This is a genomic window from Bdellovibrionales bacterium (assembly GCA_019750295.1).
GTDB lineage: Bacteria > Bdellovibrionota > Bdellovibrionia > Bdellovibrionales > JAGQZY01 > JAIEOS01.
Window position 1 is genome coordinate 52,340 of sequence record JAIEOS010000020.1, and the last position, 22,409, is coordinate 74,748.

The window sequence follows — 22,409 nt, forward strand, 5'->3', positions numbered from 1 at the left end:
GGGGCCTCCCCATTATAATCCGGCAATGTCTTTTCGATTTGGGACCATTACTTTGAAGCTTTTAGTGAGTCTTTTCATCGCTGGAAATTCGGCTCCCGCCAGTGCCATTACGTTTGAGGAAGCTCAAGGATCTTGGACTCGCGTCGGTGACGGATGTCGGGAGCTCACTTCTTCCGAACTGGCAAATCTTTCCAATAACGGTGGGGGAAACTCCTCTCGACGTCGCATGCAGATGACCATCACCGAAGAGGGTTTCTCGGCGGCATCCTATCCCAGTCTTCGCTGTGAAAGGGATTTCGAGCGTAACGATGCTATCCCCTTTGATAATCAAAATGTTTGGTTCAATTGCGCAAATCCTGCGACCAATTCCGGTCGAATTACCTTTGATGGCGATAATGTTTATACTTCGGCTAATGATTGTCGGAGAGTGGCTGATAATCCGTGGGGCTGCACTCTCACCGACTGGAAGGTGCGTCGCGTGGGAGATGTTCTAGAATTTAAATATCAACATCCCCAAGAGTGTAAATCGGGAGAACACTATTTTTACATTTACTTTATTCCAGCGCCATTGAGCTAACGATGGTGTCACGTCACCGCGAGGGCCGCGGTGAGAAGTTCTTTTAAGTGGTGGAGCTGGATATGAGGATGCACCAGGATTAATCTTAAAAAATGAACACTGGTCTTCGTCGTTGAATAATTCACCATTGCCGTGTTCGATAGGCGAAGCTGCTCGCGCACATGTTTTGACCACAAGGGATCGTGCTCCCCTTTTGGGTTTAAAACTTCTACGCAAATGTTTAAAAATTCGGGCTCGTGAACGAGCATTAAGCGCGGTTGATCTTGAATCCACCTTACGCATTCTTCCCGAAGATCTAACATATGATCGATGGCCGCTGTCATGCCTTGCGTGCCTAAGTTTTTCCAAAGTGTCCAAAAGCTTAAAACGTCACCGCCTCTTCCACATTGCCAGGACAGTCTCCCCCGGTCGAGAGTCTCACTCTCGTGAAAAAGGTACTCCCCGCCCTTAGTGTCGTTGGCTTCGAGTAACAGTTGAGGGTGTTGGATTAAGAAAAAGCTACTTGTAAGGCTCGAACCAAAAAACTTGTGAGCATCAAAAGTTAAAGAATCACATTGATCCAGCCCTTTAAGTCGCGGTTTAAGCTTTTGTGAGAACAGTGCGGGCGCGCCCCACGCGGCATCGGCATGAAGCCACATCTTGTAACGACGAGCGATGTCGGCTAATTCTTCGAGGGGGTCAATAGCGCCAAACACGGTGGTACCTACTGTGGCTCCAATATAAAGCGGGATGTGTCCGCTCGCTAGATCTTTCTCGATTAAGGCTTCTAAATGCCGAACATCCATTTTACCCTGAGCATCCGTGTTCACAGAAACTAAAGCGTCGGTGCCTAATCCTAAAACGGCCACAGCTTTTCTAAACGAATAATGAGCCTCGTGCGAAATATAAAGTTTTACTTTTTGATTTCCAATACCTTCCCGACGAGCGTCTGGGAATTTTTTCTGGCGAGCACAATGAATGGACATAAAATTAGCGGCACTTCCCCCAGGAACCGTAATTCCGCTACGCAGTTCGGGCTTCCAGCCGATGAGTTCGCCGAGCTGATCGGTGACCTGTTGCTCGATGAGCGAAAGAGCCGGGCTGGCTTCGAAGGTGGCTAAGGTCGTTCGAGTCTTTTGTAACGTATTCTCTGCCCATCTTGTTTGGGAAAACACTCCCGAAAAAAGCTGATTCATAAAAAATGGGGAGTCGGTGGTGATGGAGGCCTTCTCAATGTTCTCTAAGTTTTTAAAAATGTGTTGGTATGAGCTACCCTCGTAGGTCAAAGCCAGATCCAAATTTTTCTTTAAAACATCTGGGGACTGCGGGACAAATTGGACCAGAGAATCGACTTTAACTATTTTGGGCGAATACACATGAAGTGTCTTTCCCCGTTGGGACACGCATCGCAGTTCGTGCTGAGCACCAAGAGGGGTAAAAAACGTTTGTCCCTTTTCGATCGCTTGGACTTCGCTTTTAAATTCGTAGGCGGTCGTGTTTTCAAACAGACCCTCTTGGACAAGAACCGAGCAACTGCTGTCCCCGTGCCCATGCATGGGTGAAATGGCACCCCTCTCCCAATCACAGGCAACCACCTCGAAGGCGTCGCACTCATAGATTGTCGTTCGAATGTATTGAGGATTAGATTTGTTTTCTGACATATTTACTTTTAATGGCCATGATTTTTTGAACAAGCTGCTGTCTGTTGAAAAAAAGAATCATCAGCGAACCGATAAATACGGTTACAGCCAAGCCAAATAAAAGTCCACCATCATTTTGCACGATAATCCCCAAGATCAACAAATGGCTTAAAATAGCTCCTGAAATGATCATTAACGAAACGAGCGCTCCGAAGAGCTGCGTGGCCGGGATTAAAAGCAGAACGGCGGCCGCGAGTTCAGCAAATCCCGAGAGCCAGCGCCCCCAAGGCTCTGCCCCAAGAGAAGAAAATATAAAAACAGACTCCTCGGCTCCTGTGAATTTAAAAAACAGGGTTTGAAGCAGGATTGCCGCCACAACGATTCGAGTAGAAAGTAAAAAATATTTCATTGTTACTCCTTAGAAGTGCGGACTTTGGGCCACAACTGGTCTGCTTTTTTAATACTCTCGGCTTCGTTTTTTACCCATTCCTTTTTGGCATCACCCTTCCAGCCTTTATAAAACAGGTATAAACGACCGTCTGTAATTTTGTAGTTGAGAGGATCTATATCGTACTTATAGCCCCCGGCAACTGCGGTCGCACACCACCCTTCGTACGCGGGACGATATTTTTCAGGATTCTTTAAAAACTCACTTCTATTTTCTTCGCTAGCAAACAAATATCGTAGGCCTCGATCATCGTAAGAAATCGTTTTTTGACCACGACTGGGTTGATCTTTAAAATACGAAACCGGGTCGTAGCCATAAAGTAGTACTCCGTCTCGAATATTAGCGGTTGAATCTGCACCGGCGATGGACCCGAATAAAAATAAAAAAAACAATCGTGAATCTCATATTGAACCTCCATAAGCTCTACGAGGTATTACGCCATGGTTTATAAAAAGTTACAAAAAAAGCAAGTTAGTGTTACGTTGTTGGTATGATCAGCACCTTCTGGGGAATCGTATTAGGAACTTTCGTTCTCGAAGATATCGCAATCGCCAGCAGTCTTGCCCTGGTTCAACAAGGTCAGATTTCACTAGGCCTTGCGGGGTTCGCCTGCTTTTTCGGCATTTCCTTAGGGGATATTATTCTCTTCTTACTGGGTCGAGGGGCCTCGCGATTTGACTTTATCCGGTCGTGGTCTCTGATTAAAAAAGCACAAAGGTATTTCTCTCACGAAGAGCAAAGGCAAAAACTAGCCACGGCTATTGTGGTTTCTCGGGCCATTCCTGGAACTCGGCTTCCCACCTACATTGGTGCTGGTTTGCTCAACTACTCTCTGCCCTCTTTTGTGGGACTGACTCTCATCAGCGTGGCGATTTGGGTTTTAGCCACTTTTGCCGGCGGTCGTCTACTCCTTGGACAAGGTCAGTTGCATTGGTCACTGATCGTTATTGGTTTATTAGTTCTGATGGCGACCCTGCGCCGCCTCTTCATCCTTGGCACTGATCCTTGGGCGCGCAAGGCGTGGAAGTCCTCTTGGCTCAAATGGCGATCTTTTGAGTTTTGGCCCGCGTGGCTTTTTTATCTTCCGATGATTCCCCATTATCTCAAGTGGTCTTTTAAAACTCGAAGTCTAATCACCCCGTTTTATGCGAATCCGAAAATTTTAAATGGGGGTATTGTTGGAGAATCGAAGTGGGACTTTCTGCAAGATCTCCCCTTAGCGGCACCCTACACCTTAAAGTCTTGTCAGCTCTTTGCTCCAGTCACTTTGGAGACTGTGAAATTGCAAGTGCAAAAACTGGGACTCGAGTTTCCCTGGATTTTAAAACCTGATGTAGGACAAAGAGGTTTTGCGGTGAGATGGATTAAATCGTGGGACGATGTAGAGGGGTACCTTGCACAATCACATTTTGATTTGATTGTTCAAGAGAAAAGTAAGTATTCACGCGAAGCCGGCGTATTTTATATCAAGTATCCTGGAAAACCTCGCGGCGAAATTTTCTCCATCACGGATAAAGAATTTCCATCGGTTAGGGGTGATGGAGTTACAAAGCTGGGAGATTTAATTCTTCAGGATGAACGAGCTCGAATTATTGCGTCGGTCTATTTTGAAAGGCACAGGGTGGAGCTGGATCGCGTACTTCGGCCCGGAGAAGTCTTCACACTCAGCGAATGTGGCAATCATTGTCAGGGGGCTATTTTTTATAATGGGAAGAATTTAAAGACCCCCGCGCTACTCCAGGCGATAGAGGAGGTCGTTAAAGATATTCCTGAGTTTTATTTTGGGCGTATCGACCTCCGCTACGAGTCGGCGGAACGACTTAAAGAGGGCAAAAACTTCCAAATTGTTGAGATCAATGGCGCGGGTTCGGAAGCCACTCATATCTGGGATGCCTCGACAACACTTTCGGAAGCTTACCAAACTCTCTTTCAGCAGTGGGAGCATCTTTTTTTGATTGGCCAAGCCGTAAGAGAAAAAAATATCGAAGCCAATGTGAGCGCGAGAGCTTTCCTTAGAGATTTTTTTTCACAGATTTTGCGCAAAGAAAAACTTTCCGTATCCTCTTAAAATACTTGCGTCGGAATTACTTGGCTCGGCCCAAAAGCTCAAGTTCAGCGGCTTGAACCGAGTTTCCATCAAAATACTGGAGCGTTAAAGAGTTGGTAAAAACACCTGCCTCCGAAGGTTGAAACTCAAGGAGCATCTGACAGCTCTCATTCGGTTTAAGAGTGGCTCCGCAGCTCCCGGCGGTGCCCGGATAATCTCCTCCTGGAAAGGCGAAAGGCGTTTGTAAGTCTTTAATAACGATTCCACTGAGGGTCGATCCGCCAGAGTTAGAAATAGTGATCACTCGTGTGGACACTGTTCCTTTCTTAAGGAGTCCGAAATTCACGGAGTCTGCTTCGAGGACGAGGAGGCCGGGCACTATAGGGTTAGGCTCCATCGGGGCGTCCTCAGCGATTCCTTGCCCCGTTAAAGTCAGTTGGAGACTTTGCGGTTGGTTTCCAGCCGTGTATGAGAATTTAATAAATGTTGAGACCGTTTTACCGATCGCATTTGGGGAGAACGCGACAATAAAGGTGCATGACTGGAACGGTTGAAGTTGATACTCGCAAGTTCCGCCCGTCCCCGGAAAGTCTTTGTCGAGGAAGAGAATCTGTTCGAAAGTAAATCCAATGTAAATCGTGTTTAGAACTACAAATTCATTTGAAGTATTGACCAGAACCACACTCGTGTTCTGTGTTTGGCCGGCCACCACTTTCCCGAGGCTTACATTTTCGCCCCCAGCGATACTCAAAGCGGCGCTCGATATGTGGGTCGTTAATAGGAGAGAAAGAAGTAAATTCATAAAAACCTCCGAGTGAATTCAGTCTGACGAAGGTTTTCGAGGAATCAAGAGTTAACGCTGGAATTAATATTTATTTTTTATTGGCGACGCGGAGCTTTTCAGACAATGACTTCATGGTGATTTTTACCCACTCTGGCAAAAGCTCCATTTGTTTTTCGAGCTGAAAGTACGGCAGCTTCACAAGTTCGCTGTCTTCAATAGCTTTCGCACTGGCGCTGCGAAGACCTTTATCAAAAAGCCCCATTTCGCCAATTAGATTTCCGGGGCCAACCAGCGTGAGCGCTTTCTCTCGATTATGCTCAATCACGTAAATGCTCACGGCACCCGATCGAACGATGTACATACAATCAGGATAATCGCCTTCTTTAAACAAAACTTCATTTTGTTTGAGAGAAATAACTTCGGACATCACTGCTCCACGGATGGTGGGGCCGCAGGGGCTGACTTGGGAATATTAGCTTCACGAGTTTTATGGTTGGCTCTCGCGGCTCTTTGAATTTCGCGCGCCTCGTTTCGGACTTCTGCAACCGTTGTGCAAGGTTGCACGGCGGCGGCGAAATCCAGCAAGCAACTCTGAGAGCGGCTCATGCCCCGATCGGAAGGCGGCTCACACTCAAGACGACTTTTTGTGATCTTCTCGTCAAGAAGGGCTTTCCACTCTTTAGTGAGACTCGCACCCTTCAGGGCACGGCAACTCGCCAGTTGTGAATTGTTTTTTGCAGCCTCTTGAGGATCAACCACCGAACTATTTTCTCCGTAAGCTAAGTGATGGACGCGACCATTGCTTTTCAGAGAAAGATAGAACGGACCTGTTGAGGCCGTTCCGCCGGTCACCACGGGAGCGTTCGCGGGAACTTCGCACTGTTGAATCCCTTGTGCTGTAATAATTTGAAAAGCTTGAGCGTTGATTCGCCGGATTCCCGCAGTCCCATTTGCAAAAATGGTTTGCACATCCGAAAAGTCGCTCAGTGATTTATAGCAGCGAAACTGCGCGGATGAATTGGCTTGGGCTATGCTAAAAATTGTAGCAATCGTCATGATGAAAAACACAGGGACCTCCATGCGGCAAGCCGCCAATTCAAGAATACCGCTCCTTTAGATGCCTCATCAAGTCTAGTTCGCCCTAAATTCCTGAGATTTGGCCTGTGACACACCAAATTGATCTTTTTTAGGGAAACAGTACCGTGGGCTGTGCTATCGAGATGACAGAGGTGCCTATGAAAATTTTTGGTGTGCTAGCTTTAATTATAGTTTTCGTGACAACGCTTTCGTGCGCGCAGACGTCTCAACTGGAAATGCCTGCAGATCCGCTCCCCGAGCGTCGGGAGATTCCGTTATCAAGTGGAGAGGTTAAAGCCATTGAGTACAGAGTCCAATCCAAATGTTTAATGTTAGGACGAGCCGCCCTTACGCCATCCGATGAAGTGATCTTAACTTTTGATAACAGTTGTGGAGCGATTTCTAAAACAGGGCCTCTGTGGCACGGATATGGGCTTATTTTACAGGCAGTCCGTCGAGATTTTCCTTTGGAAAAATTAAAGACAATGACATTTTTAAATCACAGTTCCATCGGATCTGTCGACTGGGGTCCCACTCTTGCCGGCGCAGCGGTCAAGTCGGAGTCCTGGACATCCTATAGTAAGGGAGAGAAAGCCAGTCGCGCATTTACTGGTCTCTTCAATGAGAATCAGTTGGGCGCCGAAGTTCGCCTGCTCATCAAAGATTGGCCCTTGGAGATTCAGTTGGACAAGGTCGAAAAAATCTATCAAGAGCGTGGAAAGAAAATGCCGTTTGCTGCGCAAAAAGGAGAGCTGTTTGCATCACGTCTGCTCCTCCCCTACACGGCGTCGGTTTTTATCTTTACGGCTCACAAGCCCTTGATTAAATCGACAAACTAACCAATGATAAATTCGTTCGATGTTTTAACCCAAGGACTATTTATGAAATTAATGATTTTAATTTTTGGAATACTCGCCACCGTCTCCGCTGTTGCGCAATCCACCCACGACAAAGCGGTCGATCAGCTCTTTAAATCGATGGATATGGAGGCGGTTCAGAAAAAACAGATTGAAAATATGGTCGCCATGCAGTGCGAATCGAATCCCGTGCTGCAAAAAATCCGTCCGGAGCTCACCAAATTTTACATGGATAATGTCGGGTGGAAGCAGCTCGAGCCGGAAATGAAAAAGCTTTACAAAAAGTATTTCACCGAAGCCGAGGTGTCTGAAATCAATAAATTCTATCAAACGCCGGTGGGTAAAAAAGCTCTTTTACAAATGCCGACCTTGTTTTCTGAAGGGATGAAGTTGGGGCAAGCGAAAGTGTCAGCGAAGATGCCCGAGTTTATAAAATCCGTGGAAGGCAAACTCAGTCAATAAACGTATGGAAACTCGATTGACCGACAATTCCTTCTATCTCTGCGACCAATGTCACCAACCCATCGCCTATGACAACTCTCTTGAACAAGGACTGCATTGCGATCGCTGTGGTCATCATATAGATCGTTGGTACGGAAAATCCACTCGGCACACATTAGTTTTTAGCCTAACGGCACTGGTTCTTTACATTCCAGCGCTCATGTTCCCGTTTATGACGGTAGAGCTCAATGGAAACCGAACCAGTTCCACGATTTGGCAAGGCGTTGTTTCTTTAAGTGAAAGTGGATCATGGATTATCGCGATCATTGTTCTTCTCGCGAGCATCGTCATCCCTTTTGTAAAACTGATCCTGCTTTTTTATCTCACCATCACCCGATCCACGGAGCGCAATGCAAGAGCAAAGACGCAAATTTTTAGATTCATCGAAAGTATCGGTCGGTGGTCGATGTTAGATATTTTTTTGCTCTCAGTTTTGGTCGCGATTATGAAGATCAATCCTTGGACCTACGTGCGACCAGAGTTGGGCTCTTTGATGTTTGCATTTGTCGTGATTTTTACAATGATGGCCTCAGCCAGCTTTGACCCTCGTTTAATTTGGAAGGATATTCCCAGTGAAAGAAAATAAAGTAAGACAAATCCCTTTAAGTTTAATGGATATCGCCGTATGGCTTTTTCCTTTGTTTGCGGTGGGAATTACTGCATTTTTAATCTTCGACTACTATCAGAAGCGGGGTCCAATGATCACCCTTCACTTTAGCGATGCTTCGGCGGTGGAGGCTCAAAAAACTCCGTTGCGATTTCGTGGCGTCAACGTCGGAAAGGTGGAGGCGGTTGTCCTTGCGGAGGACACTCAAGGGATCGTTGTTAAGGCGCGCCTCAATCGCGAAGCAGGTCATCTCGCGGTTGAGGGGACCAAATTTTGGATCGTTCAACCTCAGGTGGATTTTGAAGGAATTCGCGGACTCGAAACCCTGTTTAAAGGTCCTTACATTCGAATCGAACAAGGCTCTGGCCAGCCGAAGAAGGAGTTTAATGGTTTAACTTTAGACGAAAAAGACTCACCTTCGGGAACAATGGCCTACACATTGACCTCGCCCCTGGCCGATTCCGTGGATGTCGGCGATCCGGTCAACTTTCGTGGAGTTAAAGTGGGCTCTGTGACTTCCGTCAAGTTGGATAGCAAGGGTCAAGGGGTTGATATTCAAATTAATATTGAAAAACGATACTCCAAGTTTGTTCACAAAAATACAGCCTTCTGGCGGAAGGTGGCGGTTCACGCCAAAATGGGTCTCCTCGGAGGAGAAGTGAAAGTGAACTCGTTTGAAACTCTTTTAAAGGGTGGGATCGACATGGCCACTCCGAATAATCCGACAGGAGTGGCGGAGGCCAAAACGAGATTCGTACTCCAGGAAAATCCTCCAAAGGATTGGATCAGTTGGAATCCCTCATTGTAGCCTAGTAGCGCAGAATAATATGATGTCCAAATCGGGTTCTTACGATTGATGAGAACTCACCGATCTTAAGTTGCTCAGCAATTTCAGCAAAATCGCTATCGAGTCTTGCTGGATCCACGCTCCCTAAATCCCCGCCCACCTCTTTTGATGAGCACTGAGAGTATTTACGAGCGAGCTCATTAAAGTCTTCACCTCGTTTCAGTCGGAGTAGAAGATCTTCGGCTTCGTAACGGTGTTGGGTGAGAATGTGCATGAGATTGAGCGTCGCCATTTTATCGGGGAGGGACTTCGTTCAACTTTAACCAGTATTCTCCCAGGCTTTTCACGGTCTCTGTAAAGTGGGAGAAATCAACAGGCTTACGAACGTAGCTATTGGCGCCCAGATTATAACCTGTGGCCACATCTTTTTCTTCTTTGGATGTGGTGAGAAGCACCACTGGCAGTCTCTTCGTGATTTGGCTGGCACGAATTCGCTCAAGAACTTGGAGTCCATCCATCTTCGGCAAATTAATGTCGAGTAAAACAACTTGGGGAGTGATGTCGGGATTGCGCTCGGAATACTTCCCGGTGCAAAACAAATAATCCACGGCTTCCGCGCCATCGCGAGCGATGATCACTTCGTTTGTAATCTTATTTTGTTTAAGGGCACGTAGGGTCAGAAGTTCATCCTGAAGATTGTCCTCGACCAAAAGAATTGGCTTTGCATCCATACGAACCTCCTACATTCCGTTGAGAGCTGTCTAACACCCTAAACCCATTGTCGGCAACAAACAAGGCGAGTTTTCAGCTGTTCCAAACCAAACTGGAATTGTCAGATCAAAAAGAATGGTAGTCCTTTTTGAACATCCGTTTATCGAGGTATAAGAAGCAAATTCTTCACAAATTTCTGCATAAGACTTTTTTCTTCAAAATGACGGTGGAATGTTTTCAGCGCCGACGCCTCCGAAAGTTCCTTGGCCTCTCGCCACAGATCTTCAAACAGCAAAGAGGTGGCTCCAACGGCCAGGGATGGAAAAGCGCCGTCGTCAACTTCTCCGTGGCCGACAATCAAAAGGCGAGAGAACAGGTACTTCATCGCACGATTGAATTCAGGTTCGTTATCGCGCCCTTGCAGGTCGTGCTCTTTTTTGATGTCGCGAGTAGAAATGGGCGAATTGCTTTTTAACGTTTCAAGAATTTGTGCGGCCGTGCGAGGTATCCCCTGCTCCTCAATTTCTGTGGTCTTAAGAATTTTGAGGAGAGCTGTGAACACTTCGCGAGAGAAAAAAGTCGCTCGCCCGCGAAACCATTTGCCGTAAACGATGTCGGTTCGAGCGGAGAGTTCCTTCATCAGGTGCCAGAGCTCGGCCACGTGATCATCACCGTCTTCGGACCATTCCCAGCGCATTTCTTTACGCGGGTAGAATTGAGACCAGAGGGACAAGGGCTCCTTCGCATTTTTGATCGGAAAAACCAAAAGTATTCCTTCTTGATTGATAAATTCGATCGCCTTTTTTTTCTGCACCGAAAGCTCCTTCCGTCTCCCGGAGTCTAACTCCAAGCACGGGTGGGAACAACGCAGTTGTCACACTGTATTAAGTTACGACAGCTTGAGAGAAGTTTGGTAATTCCTAGGAATAAGGAAGTATCATGGAAATCACTATGACCTCAGCATTAGAAATTTTAGTCAAAAAGATCGAACTCTGGTTTCATGAATCCGTGGCCGCGCTCCCGAATATCATCGTTGCCGCCATCATCGTCGCTGGATTCTTTGTTCTCTCCCGATTTGTCCATAAGCTCGGGCGTCGCTTTTTAGAGCGATTTTCTATCAACCGGGCGCTCAATGAACTTATGGCCTCAAGTCTACAGATGGCTGTGGTTTTGGTGGGCATTTTTATTGCGTTGGGAATATTAAATCTCGAAAAAACCGTGACCTCTTTGCTCACAGGTGCGGGAATCATTACTTTTGTTATCGGTTTTGCGTTTCAAGATATTGCGGCGAATTTCTTTTCGGGAATTCTCATCGCCTTTAAAAAACCTTATCAAATTGGTGATGTGATCGAGATCGAAAAAAATATGGGTGAAGTTCAAGAGATCGAACTTCGATCAACAATGATCAGAACATTTGATGGTCAGGACATTTTAATACCTAACAAAAATATTCTCACTCAGGTGGTCACGAATTACACCTACTCCCCTTATCGACGAGTTTCTATTGCTGTGGGTGTGGCCTACGATTCCGATCTTAAAAAAGTCGTCGAAGTGACGACCAACGCCCTGGAAACGCTAGAGGGAAGAGACCCATCAATCCCGGTCAGTGTGCATTTCACCGATTTCGGCGCAAGTTCCGTCAATCTCTCAGCCGAAGTCTGGATTGATTATAAACGCAACAGAACTTTCCCTGAGGTAAAACACCAAGGCATTATGGCGATTCATGACGCCTTTAAGCAAAATGGAATTGAGATCCCTTTCCCAATCACCCAATTGATACCGCCACCGGCACCCAAAGTTTAAACTTTTCCAAAGATGATTTCGATCCGGAAATAGAACTCTAACTGGGTATCAAATTGACGGTCCCGGGGAAATGAGACTCCCGGAGAATATTCGAAGAACATATAGTTTTTATAAACGAGTTGACGATAGGTCACGTAGGCCTGGTAACTGTTCGCATGGAACGTCGACGCCGTCGTGGGGTTTAAACCATTCACTGTCGCCAGGTAAGACATGGAACGACGTTTGGAAAGTTCATGAAAAAAAGCAAAGCCATTGGTTGTTAAAAACGTATGATCCAAGTCACGATAAATGGCCTCGTTGATCAAACGGAATAAAAGCTTTTTGTTCACACTGTAATCGAGGTAGGCCGTAAAACGATCTCCCGTTCTGTCATCTGTGTCCCCAAAAAAATCGTTAATCAGAGTGAGCTTCGTGCGTCGATTGAATGCAATATCTCGAGAAAGTCGAAAATTCCCATAAGGGACAAAGCCATTGCGATATCTCGCCCCCGCCGTAAACTTACTTTTTAGACTGAGAACATCTTTAAAAAACGAGAATCCAGCTCGCGTCGCCCGATCCTGACTTCGCAGAGGGGAGTTCTGTAAGCTTCCGGTGTTTCCGCCTTGGGCTGAGTATTCGTCGACTTGCTGACCTAATTCAAACTGAACTTTTTCCTGCAATTGGGGAAGTCGCAAGCGCAAACGAACGTCGGCGTTATTTTTAAACCCCTGGTGCTCAATAACAGAGGCGGTATTTAAAACACGCAAGTTGGTCTGGTTTCTCCCGTCGATCACTCTCTCATTCACGAAAAAAGAGTCAATCCGTTCTGCATTTTCAGTGATTTCTTCCGAAAGACCATCGTGGATGTAATCTAAAGTTTGCAGAACGGAGAGCTCTTCGTTCTTGAGCGGTACAAAATCTTGAGAATCTTCGTATTCATTAATAAAGGAGTCTAGATCTTCGGCCATCTCGGTGCGCACGGCGGCCTGCGAGTAGGAGCTCAGCGTGAAGATTAGTAAGGAATAGAAGTATTGTCCCACAACTCGAGTATAAGGTCTCAGAGGAAGAAAAACATTATAAAAACAATTTAAAGGCTGGGTGTAGAGACGAGTTGAGCAAGAACAACGGAAAGATTATGAGAAATAACTTTAATATTTTTCCGGAAGTCCGTGTTCGCAGAGCTTGTAGCGCTATCGGTAATTCCGCGCAATTCGACAAAAGGAATCTGATTAAAAGCGCAGGCTCTCGCGCCTCCCGCCCCTTCCCACCCCACAGCTATACATCCCGAGGATTGGGCGAGCTCGTCGCGACGCTCACGAGAGATAATGTCCTCATCTCCGCTCGCGATGGCCCCTAAATGGATCCTAAAACCCGCATAGCTCATGCTCTGGAGTTTATCTAAAAGAAAGCTCGCCCCTGGAAATTCTGGAGATGGTTTTTGAATAAATCTTAATTTGAAATCATGTTCAATCGTGCGAGTGGCCCCGATGATATCACCAACATCGGTCGCGTCACTCAAACTCCCCGCGCCGCCACAGCAAAGCACAGCTGAGATCTTTTGAGGGAAATGATCAATGGCATACTGAGTTTGTAAGGCAAACTGGGTTTTTCCATGGCCGCCGATGGAAAGGCAAAGCCCCAACTCTTTAAAAAAAGTGGCCGGAAGCTTTCCTAACTGGGTCTCTTCCGAGGAGAAACTGGTCCTAAGGGCCAGTGCGAGCTCGTCATATTCAATTCGAAGTGGAGTCAGAGCGATAAAAGCCATAAATTACTTTAAGTACATTAGGTAAAGCCCAGCCGACAGGATCAATAGTAAGGATAATCCTTGAAGAGCTAAAACGCGAACCAATATCTTGTTTCGCAGCTCTAATTGCACCGAGCGACTCACATCTCTGCGAAGTTCCCATGAAAGTTTATTTTTAATATCTGTCAGCTCTAAATCCGACATCTTCGGTTGAGACACGCCTGCTAGCCAAAAGTAAGGATGAGCTTCCGGATGCTTTTCGTGGAGAGTTAAAAACCAACTTAAAGAGCGGTAAATATGGGGAGGAGCTTCGTCTCCATGCTTTGTCCATCGAGTCCATGCCGACGGATCCACCATTAAAAGCTGGGATATTTTGCGCTGACTGAGGCCGAGCCTTTGCCGGATGCCTTCAAGATCTCCCCACTTCTCTTTAATCAACGTGATTTCTGCGGAATACTTCATCCTTTGTGAGCTTTGGGCTCTTTTGGAGGTCTCTAAAGGCTTCACCAGTTTAAGCCGATCATTTTCCGTGTTGTTTTCCAGATCCATATAAACACCTCTTTTGACGTTGTATATTACAATTAATATATTGTTAAATAGAATATAAGTAGTTGTAAAATACAAAATGGGGATCCTTGGAAAAGTTATGCAAAACATTAAGGATCTGAAATAATTCTAAATAAGCTGGAATTCAGATCCTTCCCGAAGTTTAAAGATCTAAATTTACACTTATAGTTATAATATTAAGTATTAAGTAATTGATATTATTAGGTAATATTAAATAACGAGTTTGGACCTCTTAAAATGGCCTCTACGGCGCGAGAGGTTGGGGGGATGTCTAGGTATGGCTTTTTTCGATTTTGAAAAGCTTAATTTTTAATCAGGACATGGGGTACGGAATCCAGTACCGAACCAAGGTTTTTCCACTCAAGCACTGTTGCGTACCCCGTTGCTCAAAGATCATGGTGGTTCCGATCATTCGCACCACCACAGTTTTTTGGTCCACCCCGAGAGCTTCGTAAGCGCCTCGATCCATGGTGGTTCTCGAACCTTCAAAGGAGTAGATTCCGGCATTCCCGAACGGTTTATAGAGGCCTTCGCTTTTGACCGGACTTCCGCAATAATATTGATTGTCGTCCCCGTCTATTCTTTGGAACTGGGAGTACTCCTCTTTACAGCCAACGCCGGCAAAAAACTCGGAGGAATACGTTCCATTTTGCAGGCGTAAAATCGTCGAGAAGTAATGGCTATTGCCGCCCGATTGGGCGAGGTTTTTCACTTGGTCCTCAGGAAGATGAAGATCGCAACCGGAGACCACTTCGATCCACACTCCTTCGATAGATGGAGGTGATGAAGCATCGGACTGAGCGATACTGGATGATAATAAGAAAACAAATCCCAAAAACGTTCCCAAAACAATTTGACCCATGTCAGCGGTATCCAACGGCATTTCTAAAAAGGCAATCTCGTCTCGATAGATTATAAAACTAACACTCTCAAAAGTAGTTGCAGGACCCCGACGCCCTCCCTATCCTAAGGGGGTGTCCAGTCGCTATTCCCTCAATAAAAACAAATATCTCCTCGATCCTGAATACGATCATCTCGAAATGCTTCTCACCCGTTATCGCAAGGACGAGCCGCGAAATTGCCTAGCCATCCATTTGGCTTTAAAGACCGGAGCCCGGGCCCAGGAGCTCCTCAACGTCAAGAAGTCGGATCTCAACCCCTACGATCAGTCGGTGTTTATCACGGGCCTCAAAGGTTCTGACGACCGCGAACTACCGATTGATCCGATGCTCTTTGAGCAAGTGGAAGAGTACGCGCACAAGAAAAAGCCCGAAGAGTTTTTGTTCGATATCACCTATCATCGCTTGCGACAAATCTGGTGCGATTACCGACCGGTGGCCAAAAAGTTCCATTGCCTGCGCCATACTTTTGCCATTCGATTGTACAAAAAAACGAAGGATATTCGATTGCTTCAGGTCGCACTGGGTCATAGAAATATTACAAATACCATGATCTACGCCGACTATGTGTATTCGCAGACCGAACTTCGCCGCTTAATCTTATAATATTAGTTGATTTTCCTGGGAAATTTTATATTTTAGCACCTCAATTTCAAACAGAGGTAACTATGGCAACGCCCAAGAAACGCATGAGCCGTTCAAAAACTGGAATGAGAAGAGCACACGATGCATTAGTGCCGACAACCGTAATCGCGTGCAAGAACTGCAGTGCAACGGTGAAGCCTCATCATGTTTGCCCTTCATGTGGATACTATAAAGGTAAAGAAGTCGTCACCGCTCAAGCGTAAGCGATTCACCCTTCATGTATAGATCCTACATCTCAGGTACCGGAAGTTTTCTTCCGGAAAAAAAACTAACTAACTACGATCTAGAAAAAATCATGGAGACATCCCATGACTGGATCGTCGAGCGAACAGGGATCGAAGCCCGACGTATCGCCGCTCCTGGGATTGGTCCAAGTGATCTTGCTCTCAACGCCACCCGCGCCGCTCTGGAACAGGCGGGTTTAAAGCCAGAAGATTTAGACATGATTATTTTCGGAACATTAACGTCCGACTACATCATGCCCAGTGCTGCGTGCGAACTGCAGCGCAAACTCGGAGCTCGAAACGTCATGTCTTTTGATTTGTCTGCGGCCTGTTCCGGTTTTGTCTACGGAGTTTCCGTGGCTGATCAATTCATTAAAACCGGACAGTATAAAAATGTTCTCGTCGTCGGCGCCGAGGTTCTGCACAATTTGGTGAACTACCAAGATCGTCAAACCGCGATTCTTTTTGGAGATGCTGCGGGCTGTGCGATTTTGAGCCGTGCACCTGAGAAGAGCCAAAGCCAAATCCTCAGTACACATATGTTTGCGGAAGGCGAGCTGGCAGATCTTCTTGTGATCCCTGCGGGCGGATCGAAAACTCCGACCACCAAAGAGACCCTTGATCAGCGTCTGGGATTTGTGACGATGAAAGGGCGCGAAATTTTTAAACATGCCGTTCGCACCATGTCTTCCTGCTGCCAGATTGCCCTTGATCATAACAAAATGGGCAAGGACGAAGTCCAATGGGTGATTCCGCACCAAGCGAACACTCGAATTATCGAAGCTGTGGCCAAACACTTTGATATCTCCATGGATAAAGTCATTTTAAAAATTGCGGATATGGGTAACACATCTGCCGCTACAGTTCCTGTAGCTCTCGATACGGCTGTTCGTGATGGTCGAATTCAGCGCGGTGACGTGGTTCTTCTCACCGCCTTTGGCGCTGGCCTGACGAGTGGCAGCGTCCTTATGAGGTTCTAATATGTCATTTCATTTTTTGTTTCCGGGCCAAGGCAGTCAGCACGTGGGCATGGGAAAGTTTCTCTGCGAAGAATTCTCTGTGGCTCGTAATGTTTTTGAAGAGGCCTCGGATGCCATTCACGTCGATCTCAAAAAAATGTGCTTCGAAGGGGATGAGGCGACTTTAGCGCTCACCCATAACACTCAGCCCGCTCTTCTCACCACTTCGGTGGCCACGTTTCAAGTTTTAAAATCCATTCGCGAAATGCGTGTGGAACTGAGTGCGGGCCATTCTGTGGGCGAATACGCCGCTTTAGTGACTGCGGGGACGATGTCTTTATCCGACGGTGTAAAAGCTGTGCGCTTTCGCGGCCAGGCCATGCAAGAGGCTGTACCCGTGGGCAAAGGTGGAATGTTAGCTGTGATGGGCCTACTTCCCGAAGAGGTCGAAAAAGTGTGTCAGTGGGCGATGCAGGAGTCGAAGCTAAGTCCGCTGGAGCCGGCCAACTTCAATGCTCCTGATCAGACAGTTGTCAGTGGCTCGGCTGAAATTTGCGAATGGCTCCGAGCGAATTTTAATGCGGAAAAATTGCAGATCAATAAACGAGTGAAGTTTATCCCGCTGAAGGTCTCAGCTCCATTCCACTGCTCTTTGATGAAGCCGGCCGAAGAGAAAATGGCCACTTTCCTAAAAGATATTTCATTTGCTCAGTCCCTTTGGCCCATCGTTCAAAATTTTACCGCAAAGCCGGTGATGTCTCCGGAAGACTTAAAGCAAAACATCATTCGTCAGGTGACCGGTTCTGTCCGCTGGACTCAAAGCCTAGAGTACATGCGCACTCATGGATCCCAGCCTTATGTCGAATGCGGTTCCGGAAAAGTTCTCGCGGGTCTTTTAAAGAAAACGAATCCCGACGGCATCATCTTTAACATCAATTCTATCGAAGATATTAAATTATTTGAAACTGCACCCCTGGTTTCGGGCGGAGGCTAAAAATGGGATCACTCACAGGCAAAAAAATTATTGTCACCGGAAGTAGCCGAGGCATTGGCGCAGGTATCGCGAAACATCTTGCCGAAGAAGGCGCTGCGGTCGCGGTCACCTATTCCGCTTCTGAGTCGCAAGCGCAAGAGGTTTTGAAGTCCCTCCCCGGCTCCGGGCATATCCTTTTACCTCTTAAAGTGGATGATGAGCTCTCCGTACAAACAGCGTTTGATCAAGCCGTCGAAGCGTTTGGAACCATTGATGGACTCGTGAATAACGCAGGCATCACGAAAGATCAGCTTCTTCTCCGCATGAAGACCGAAGATTTCACTCAAGTGATTCGCACCAATCTGACAGGTACATTTCTCTGCACGAAGGTGGCCGTTAAATTGATGATGAAAGCGCGCAGCGGGAGCATCGTAAATATCACAAGTGTGATCGGGCAAACCGGTAATGCTGGCCAAGCCAACTATGCGGCCAGTAAGGCCGGTGTCGAAGGGTTTTCGAAATCGATTGCTCAAGAAGTGGGCTCGCGTCACATTCGTGTCAATTGCATCGCGCCGGGATTTATTGTGACCGATATGACAGATAAATTAACGCCTGAACAGAAAGAGGGCATTTTGCGCAAGGTCCCGTTGCAAGACCTTGGAAAAACAGAGGATATCGCATATGCTGTGGCGTTCCTACTGAGTGATAAAGCTAGATATATCACCGGACATACATTAAGTGTGAACGGTGGACTATACATGTAGTTTATACAAAGTATTTTTTAATAAAATAATTAGGTAATTGACGAAGGAGTCATAAATGGAAGTTCCTGCAAAGATTAAAGAAGTGATCGTAGAACAACTCGGTGTAGACGCTGAACGCGTTAAATCCGAAGCTTCATTTATCGATGATCTAGGTGCAGACAGTCTCGACATCGTTGAGCTTGTTATGGCGATGGAAGAAGAATTCAACATCGAAATTCCTGACGAAGAGGCTGAGAAGCTTAAGACCGTCAACGACGTTGTTTCTTATTTAAAAACTAAAGGTAAAGCTTAATCCTCGAGATCCCCGTGAGCGTGTTTACAAGACCCATCACTGCAGAAAGACGAGTTGTCGTTACCGGAATGGGGATCATTTCTCCTTTAGGCCTTACCATTGATGAGAACTGGAATTCCTTAATGGAAGGAAAGTCCGGCGTCGGACTCATCAGCCAATTTGATTCCGAAAAATTCGACGTGAAGATTGCGGGCGAGGTGAAAAACTTCGACCCCAATACCATCATCGAGAAAAAAGAACAGAAAAAAATGGATCGCTTTGTTCAGTTCTCTCTGCATGCGACGGAACATGCGATCAAAGACAGCGGACTTAAGTTTGCGGAGGACGAGGTTCTTCGCGCGCGCACGGGAGTGATCGTGGGCGTGGGAATCGGTGGCCTTCAATCCATCGAAGATCAAACGGAAGTTTATCTCAATCGCGGTCCAAGTCGCATTACGCCTTTCTTTATTCCTCAAGTGATTATCAACATGGCCTCGGGACATATTTCTATCCGTCACGGATTGCGTGGCCCTAATTTCGCGGTCACTTCGGCCTGTGCTACGGGCGCTCACTCCATTGGTGAAGCGGCCAAGTACATTCGCGAAGGAACTTGTGATGTGATGATTGCTGGCGGAGTGGAAGCGGCGGTCACTCGCCTTGCCGTGGCGGGTTTCTCTTCCATGCGCGCATTATCAACGCGCAACGATCAGCCTTCCAAAGCCAGTCGGCCCTTTGATCGCAATCGCGATGGTTTCGTTTTAAGCGAAGGTGGAGCTGTACTCATTTTAGAAGATTATGAGCATGCCTCTCGACGGGGCGCTAAAATCTACGCCGAACTTACCGGTTATGGCGTGTCGTCAGATGCGTATCATATGACCAACCCTGCGCCTCAAGGCGAAGGCGCGGCGCTGGCGATGAAGATGGCCCTTAAAGGGGCGAGATTAAGCCCGGAATCCATCGATTACATTAATGCCCATGGAACCAGCACTCCCGTGGGAGATGGGCTAGAAACCGCGGCCATAAAGCACGTTTTTGGCGACCATGCGAAAAAACTCTTGGTGAGCAGTACGAAAAGTATGACGGGTCACACTTTAGGTGGCGCTGGAGCTATCGAGAGCGTTTATTGTTTATTGGCCCTCAAACATCAAATTGCACCTCCGACCATTAACCTTGATGATCCGTCGGATGACTGCGATTTAGACTATGTGCCTCACCGACCGAGACCACATAAAATGCAGCACGTGCTCAATAACAGTTTCGGGTTTGGTGGCACGAACGCCTGTGTGATATTCTCGAAAATATGAAGATACTCATCGCCTCTGATCACGCTGGATTCTCTCTTAAAAATAAAATTATCGAAAAGCGAGATCATGAATGGATTGATCTTGGTCCACAAAACGAAGACCGAGTGGATTATCCAGACTTTGCGGATCAACTCGCTCAAACGCTAAAACCGGGGCAATTTGGAGTTTTAATCTGTGGCTCGGGCCAAGGAATGTGCATGCGAGCCAATCGTTATTCTCATATCCGAGCGGCTTTATGCTGGTCGAAAGAGTCGGCAGAATTAGCTCGCCGCCACAACGACGCCAACGTCGTTTGCCTCGGGGCCCGTCTGCTCGCCGAAGACACTGTTTTTGAAATTTTAGATATATTTTTCAAGAGCCCTTTTGAAGGTGGCCGTCACGCGGATCGTGTGGAAAAATTATCAAAATCGACGTAATACACTTTAAAAAAAGTAGGTCCTTATGCAAAAGCATTTACAGTCCGTTGATCCCCAAATTTTTAACGCTATCGAAAAAGAGTTTGAGCGCCAGCGCTTCGGTCTTGAGATGATCGCCTCTGAAAACTACACCTCGCCGGCCGTGATGGAGGCGCAAGGCTCGGTCCTCACCAATAAGTACGCCGAGGGATATCCGGGAAAAAGATATTACGGCGGTTGTGAGTATGTGGATGTGGTAGAAACATTAGCGATTGAACGCGCGTGCCAGTTGTTCGGTGCGGCTGCGGCCAACGTCCAGCCTCACGCAGGATCTCAAGCAAATATGGCGGTTTACCTCGCCGAACTTAAAGCGGGAGATACAGTTTTGGGAATGGATCTTTCTCATGGAGGTCATTTAACCCACGGTTCTCCGGTGAACTTTAGCGGAATTTTATTTAACATCGTTTCTTACGGATTAGATCCCGAAACTCATCTCATTAATTACGATGCCTTAATGGCGAAAGCTAAAGAAACGCGTCCAAAGATGATCATTGCGGGTTACAGCGCTTATCCGCGCATTTTAGACTTTCAACGCTTCCGCGAGATTGCCGATGCCGTCGGTGCAAAACTTCTTGTCGACATGGCCCACTTCGCAGGGCTCGTGGCCGGAGGCGCTCATCCCAATCCGGTGCCCTACGCGGACTACGTGACGACGACCACCCATAAAACTTTGCGGGGACCCCGCGGAGGATTGATTCTCACCACCGAAGAGAACATTAAAAAAGTAAACAGCAAGATTTTTCCCGGCATTCAAGGTGGACCTCTCGAACACGTTATCGCTGCTAAAGCTGTGGCTTTTCAAGAGGCCTTAAAGCCTGACTTTAAGGTTTATGCGAAAAACATTATCGTAAATGCGAAAACTCTGGCCGAGGGTCTTCTCTCTGAAGGGTTTAATTTAGTCACTGGGGGGACGGACAACCACTTGCTTCTCCTCGATCTGACGGCGCAAAATATTACAGGTAAAGATGCGGAGAATGTTCTCGATCGCGCGGGCATTACGGTGAATAAAAACACCGTGCCCAATGAAAAGCGCAGTCCCTTTGTGACGAGCGGCGTGCGCATCGGAACACCGGCATTGACGACGAGAAATATGGGGCCACAGGAAATGAAAAAAGTGGCTCGCTGGATTTCCACCGTACTTAAGAATCCAGCCGATGAAAGTGTCATTCAGAAAACCAGAAACGAAGTGAGAGAGCTTTGCGAGCAGTTTCCAATTTATTCTTAAAATTCGTTTTTCTTGGCGCCGTGGTGACGTTCACGGCGTGCGCCACTCGCAATTCGCAAGAGGAAGTAGTTCCGGATACCGTCGAGGACGCGGCCGTCGACAGCTCGGCGATGAATTTTCAGTTCCCTCTGAAAACCTTCAAACGTTTAGGTCGAGGATTTAAAAAGAAACACAAGGGCATTGATATCAGTGCGGACAAAAACACACCCATCCTTGCGTCGGAATCCGGATGGGTGACGTATGCAGGCCGACGCTTCAAAGGCTTTGGAAAATTGGTCATTATTGAGCACAGTAAGGTCTGGGCAACCTTTTATGGGCATCTTAATACCTACGCGGTCGAGCAAGGCAAGTGGGTGAATAAAGGCGATGTGATCGGTTATGTGGGAAGCACGGGTCGCTCCACCGGCTATCACCTGCATTTCGAAATACGCCGGAGTCATGTCCCGATCGATCCGATGATTTACTTTTACAACGATAATCTTAAGATTGGTTCCAATTAATTATTAAAGTCGTCGGCCATCAGCGGGTTTTTTGCCACATTGCCGTCCATTTTTTTCCATCAGCCCCACTCTGCCCCTTTCG

30 protein-coding genes are annotated in these 22,409 nt (G+C 46.9%); 17 read left to right on the forward strand and 13 right to left on the reverse strand.

Features of this window, described 5'->3' with window-relative positions; translation table 11 throughout:
• Window positions 1–25 precede the first annotated feature (25 nt).
• The gene (locus K2Q26_05435; GenBank protein MBY0314939.1) at window positions 26–577 is read left to right on the forward strand and encodes a hypothetical protein; all 552 of its coding nucleotides are present in this window, start codon (window positions 26–28) and stop codon (window positions 575–577) included.
• Between the two features lie 8 nt (window positions 578–585).
• Here K2Q26_05435 and K2Q26_05440 read toward each other — a convergent pair whose 3' ends face one another.
• The 3 genes from K2Q26_05440 to K2Q26_05450 are packed head-to-tail and all read right to left on the reverse strand — an operon-like array spanning window position 586 to window position 3,036.
• On the reverse strand, window positions 586–2,217 hold the full coding sequence (locus K2Q26_05440) for an aminotransferase class V-fold PLP-dependent enzyme (GenBank protein ID MBY0314940.1): 1,632 nt from the start codon (window positions 2,215–2,217) through the stop codon (window positions 586–588).
• Window positions 2,198–2,605 carry a DoxX family protein gene (locus K2Q26_05445; protein MBY0314941.1) on the reverse strand — a complete coding sequence of 136 codons (408 nt, stop codon included), beginning with the start codon at window positions 2,603–2,605 and terminating at the stop codon, window positions 2,198–2,200. The genes K2Q26_05440 and K2Q26_05445 overlap by 20 nt, the downstream gene beginning before the upstream one ends.
• A 2-nt stretch (window positions 2,606–2,607) precedes the next feature.
• Window positions 2,608–3,036, reverse strand: coding sequence for a hypothetical protein (locus K2Q26_05450; protein ID MBY0314942.1), 429 nt, complete (start codon window positions 3,034–3,036; stop codon window positions 2,608–2,610).
• A 98-nt stretch (window positions 3,037–3,134) separates the two neighbouring features.
• On the opposite strand from K2Q26_05450, the gene K2Q26_05455 reads away from it, so the two are divergent.
• Window positions 3,135–4,712, forward strand: coding sequence for a VTT domain-containing protein (locus tag K2Q26_05455; GenBank protein MBY0314943.1), 1,578 nt, complete (start codon window positions 3,135–3,137; stop codon window positions 4,710–4,712).
• Between the two features lie 16 nt (window positions 4,713–4,728).
• Here the strand turns inward: K2Q26_05455 and K2Q26_05460 are convergent, their stop codons facing one another.
• The 3 genes from K2Q26_05460 to K2Q26_05470 form a co-directional block, all read right to left on the reverse strand.
• On the reverse strand, window positions 4,729–5,493 hold the full coding sequence (locus K2Q26_05460; GenBank protein MBY0314944.1) for a choice-of-anchor D domain-containing protein: 765 nt from the start codon (window positions 5,491–5,493) through the stop codon (window positions 4,729–4,731).
• 70 nt (window positions 5,494–5,563) lie between these two features.
• Window positions 5,564–5,902, reverse strand: a complete 339-nt coding sequence (locus K2Q26_05465) for a cyclic nucleotide-binding domain-containing protein (protein ID MBY0314945.1) — start codon at window positions 5,900–5,902, stop codon at window positions 5,564–5,566.
• A complete protein-coding gene (locus K2Q26_05470) occupies window positions 5,902–6,543 on the reverse strand; it encodes a hypothetical protein (protein MBY0314946.1) in 642 nt (213 codons plus the stop codon). The genes K2Q26_05465 and K2Q26_05470 overlap by 1 nt, the downstream gene beginning before the upstream one ends.
• Before the next feature lie 167 nt (window positions 6,544–6,710).
• Between K2Q26_05470 and K2Q26_05475 the strand changes: the two genes are divergently transcribed.
• The 4 genes from K2Q26_05475 to K2Q26_05490 are packed head-to-tail and all read left to right on the forward strand — an operon-like array spanning window position 6,711 to window position 9,325.
• On the forward strand, window positions 6,711–7,391 hold the full coding sequence (locus tag K2Q26_05475; protein ID MBY0314947.1) for a hypothetical protein: 681 nt from the start codon (window positions 6,711–6,713) through the stop codon (window positions 7,389–7,391).
• A gap of 42 nt (window positions 7,392–7,433) precedes the next feature.
• Complete coding sequence (locus K2Q26_05480; GenBank protein ID MBY0314948.1) at window positions 7,434–7,871, forward strand: DUF2059 domain-containing protein; 438 nt, start codon at window positions 7,434–7,436, stop codon at window positions 7,869–7,871.
• Between the two features lie 4 nt (window positions 7,872–7,875).
• Window positions 7,876–8,496 carry a paraquat-inducible protein A gene (locus K2Q26_05485; protein MBY0314949.1) on the forward strand — a complete coding sequence of 207 codons (621 nt, stop codon included), beginning with the start codon at window positions 7,876–7,878 and terminating at the stop codon, window positions 8,494–8,496.
• Entirely contained in the window at window positions 8,483–9,325 is an 843-nt protein-coding gene (locus tag K2Q26_05490; protein MBY0314950.1) for an MlaD family protein, read from the forward strand. Before K2Q26_05485 ends, K2Q26_05490 begins: the two co-directional genes overlap by 14 nt.
• Window position 9,326: 1 nt before the next feature.
• On the opposite strand, the gene K2Q26_05495 is transcribed toward K2Q26_05490, so the two are convergent.
• From K2Q26_05495 to K2Q26_05505, 3 genes are all read right to left on the reverse strand, one after another.
• Window positions 9,327–9,578 carry a peptidylprolyl isomerase gene (locus tag K2Q26_05495; protein ID MBY0314951.1) on the reverse strand — a complete coding sequence of 84 codons (252 nt, stop codon included), beginning with the start codon at window positions 9,576–9,578 and terminating at the stop codon, window positions 9,327–9,329.
• Between the two features lie 19 nt (window positions 9,579–9,597).
• On the reverse strand, window positions 9,598–10,035 hold the full coding sequence (locus K2Q26_05500) for a response regulator (protein ID MBY0314952.1): 438 nt from the start codon (window positions 10,033–10,035) through the stop codon (window positions 9,598–9,600).
• Between the two features lie 140 nt (window positions 10,036–10,175).
• A complete protein-coding gene (locus tag K2Q26_05505; GenBank protein MBY0314953.1) occupies window positions 10,176–10,829 on the reverse strand; it encodes a hypothetical protein in 654 nt (217 codons plus the stop codon).
• A 125-nt stretch (window positions 10,830–10,954) separates the two neighbouring features.
• Here K2Q26_05505 and K2Q26_05510 point away from each other — a divergent pair, with 125 nt between their 5' ends.
• Window positions 10,955–11,818, forward strand: a complete 864-nt coding sequence (locus K2Q26_05510; GenBank protein ID MBY0314954.1) for a mechanosensitive ion channel — start codon at window positions 10,955–10,957, stop codon at window positions 11,816–11,818.
• On the opposite strand, the gene K2Q26_05515 is transcribed toward K2Q26_05510, so the two are convergent.
• From K2Q26_05515 to K2Q26_05530, 4 genes are all read right to left on the reverse strand, one after another.
• Window positions 11,815–12,837: a hypothetical protein gene (locus K2Q26_05515; protein ID MBY0314955.1), complete on the reverse strand. Its 1,023-nt coding sequence runs from the start codon at window positions 12,835–12,837 to the stop codon at window positions 11,815–11,817. The genes K2Q26_05510 and K2Q26_05515 overlap by 4 nt on opposite strands.
• Window positions 12,838–12,884: 47 nt before the next feature.
• Complete coding sequence (locus K2Q26_05520; GenBank protein MBY0314956.1) at window positions 12,885–13,562, reverse strand: 5'-methylthioadenosine/S-adenosylhomocysteine nucleosidase; 678 nt, start codon at window positions 13,560–13,562, stop codon at window positions 12,885–12,887.
• Window positions 13,563–13,565: 3 nt separating this feature from the next.
• A complete protein-coding gene (locus tag K2Q26_05525) occupies window positions 13,566–14,090 on the reverse strand; it encodes a hypothetical protein (GenBank protein MBY0314957.1) in 525 nt (174 codons plus the stop codon).
• Between the two features lie 331 nt (window positions 14,091–14,421).
• Entirely contained in the window at window positions 14,422–14,991 is a 570-nt protein-coding gene (locus K2Q26_05530; GenBank protein MBY0314958.1) for a hypothetical protein, read from the reverse strand.
• Between the two features lie 157 nt (window positions 14,992–15,148).
• Here K2Q26_05530 and K2Q26_05535 point away from each other — a divergent pair, with 157 nt between their 5' ends.
• From K2Q26_05535 to K2Q26_05580, 10 genes are all read left to right on the forward strand, one after another.
• A complete protein-coding gene (locus K2Q26_05535) occupies window positions 15,149–15,613 on the forward strand; it encodes a site-specific integrase (GenBank protein ID MBY0314959.1) in 465 nt (154 codons plus the stop codon).
• 104 nt (window positions 15,614–15,717) lie between these two features.
• Complete coding sequence (gene rpmF / locus K2Q26_05540) at window positions 15,718–15,855, forward strand: 50S ribosomal protein L32 (protein MBY0314960.1); 138 nt, start codon at window positions 15,718–15,720, stop codon at window positions 15,853–15,855.
• Window positions 15,856–15,869: 14 nt separating this feature from the next.
• Window positions 15,870–16,856 carry a ketoacyl-ACP synthase III gene (locus tag K2Q26_05545; GenBank protein MBY0314961.1) on the forward strand — a complete coding sequence of 329 codons (987 nt, stop codon included), beginning with the start codon at window positions 15,870–15,872 and terminating at the stop codon, window positions 16,854–16,856.
• 1 nt (window position 16,857) lies between these two features.
• The gene (gene fabD / locus K2Q26_05550) at window positions 16,858–17,829 is read left to right on the forward strand and encodes an ACP S-malonyltransferase (GenBank protein MBY0314962.1); all 972 of its coding nucleotides are present in this window, start codon (window positions 16,858–16,860) and stop codon (window positions 17,827–17,829) included.
• A 2-nt stretch (window positions 17,830–17,831) separates the two neighbouring features.
• Complete coding sequence (gene fabG / locus K2Q26_05555; protein ID MBY0314963.1) at window positions 17,832–18,572, forward strand: 3-oxoacyl-[acyl-carrier-protein] reductase; 741 nt, start codon at window positions 17,832–17,834, stop codon at window positions 18,570–18,572.
• 55 nt (window positions 18,573–18,627) lie between these two features.
• On the forward strand, window positions 18,628–18,864 hold the full coding sequence (gene acpP / locus K2Q26_05560; GenBank protein MBY0314964.1) for an acyl carrier protein: 237 nt from the start codon (window positions 18,628–18,630) through the stop codon (window positions 18,862–18,864).
• Window positions 18,865–18,932: 68 nt separating this feature from the next.
• On the forward strand, window positions 18,933–20,147 hold the full coding sequence (gene fabF / locus K2Q26_05565; GenBank protein ID MBY0314965.1) for a beta-ketoacyl-ACP synthase II: 1,215 nt from the start codon (window positions 18,933–18,935) through the stop codon (window positions 20,145–20,147).
• The gene (rpiB, locus tag K2Q26_05570) at window positions 20,144–20,563 is read left to right on the forward strand and encodes a ribose 5-phosphate isomerase B (protein ID MBY0314966.1); all 420 of its coding nucleotides are present in this window, start codon (window positions 20,144–20,146) and stop codon (window positions 20,561–20,563) included. Before fabF ends, rpiB begins: the two co-directional genes overlap by 4 nt.
• A gap of 25 nt (window positions 20,564–20,588) precedes the next feature.
• Window positions 20,589–21,827 (forward strand): serine hydroxymethyltransferase, encoded by a 1,239-nt coding sequence (locus tag K2Q26_05575; protein MBY0314967.1) that lies wholly within the window; start codon window positions 20,589–20,591, stop codon window positions 21,825–21,827.
• Complete coding sequence (locus K2Q26_05580) at window positions 21,800–22,327, forward strand: M23 family metallopeptidase (GenBank protein ID MBY0314968.1); 528 nt, start codon at window positions 21,800–21,802, stop codon at window positions 22,325–22,327. Before K2Q26_05575 ends, K2Q26_05580 begins: the two co-directional genes overlap by 28 nt.
• The last annotated feature ends 82 nt before the right edge of the window (window positions 22,328–22,409 follow it).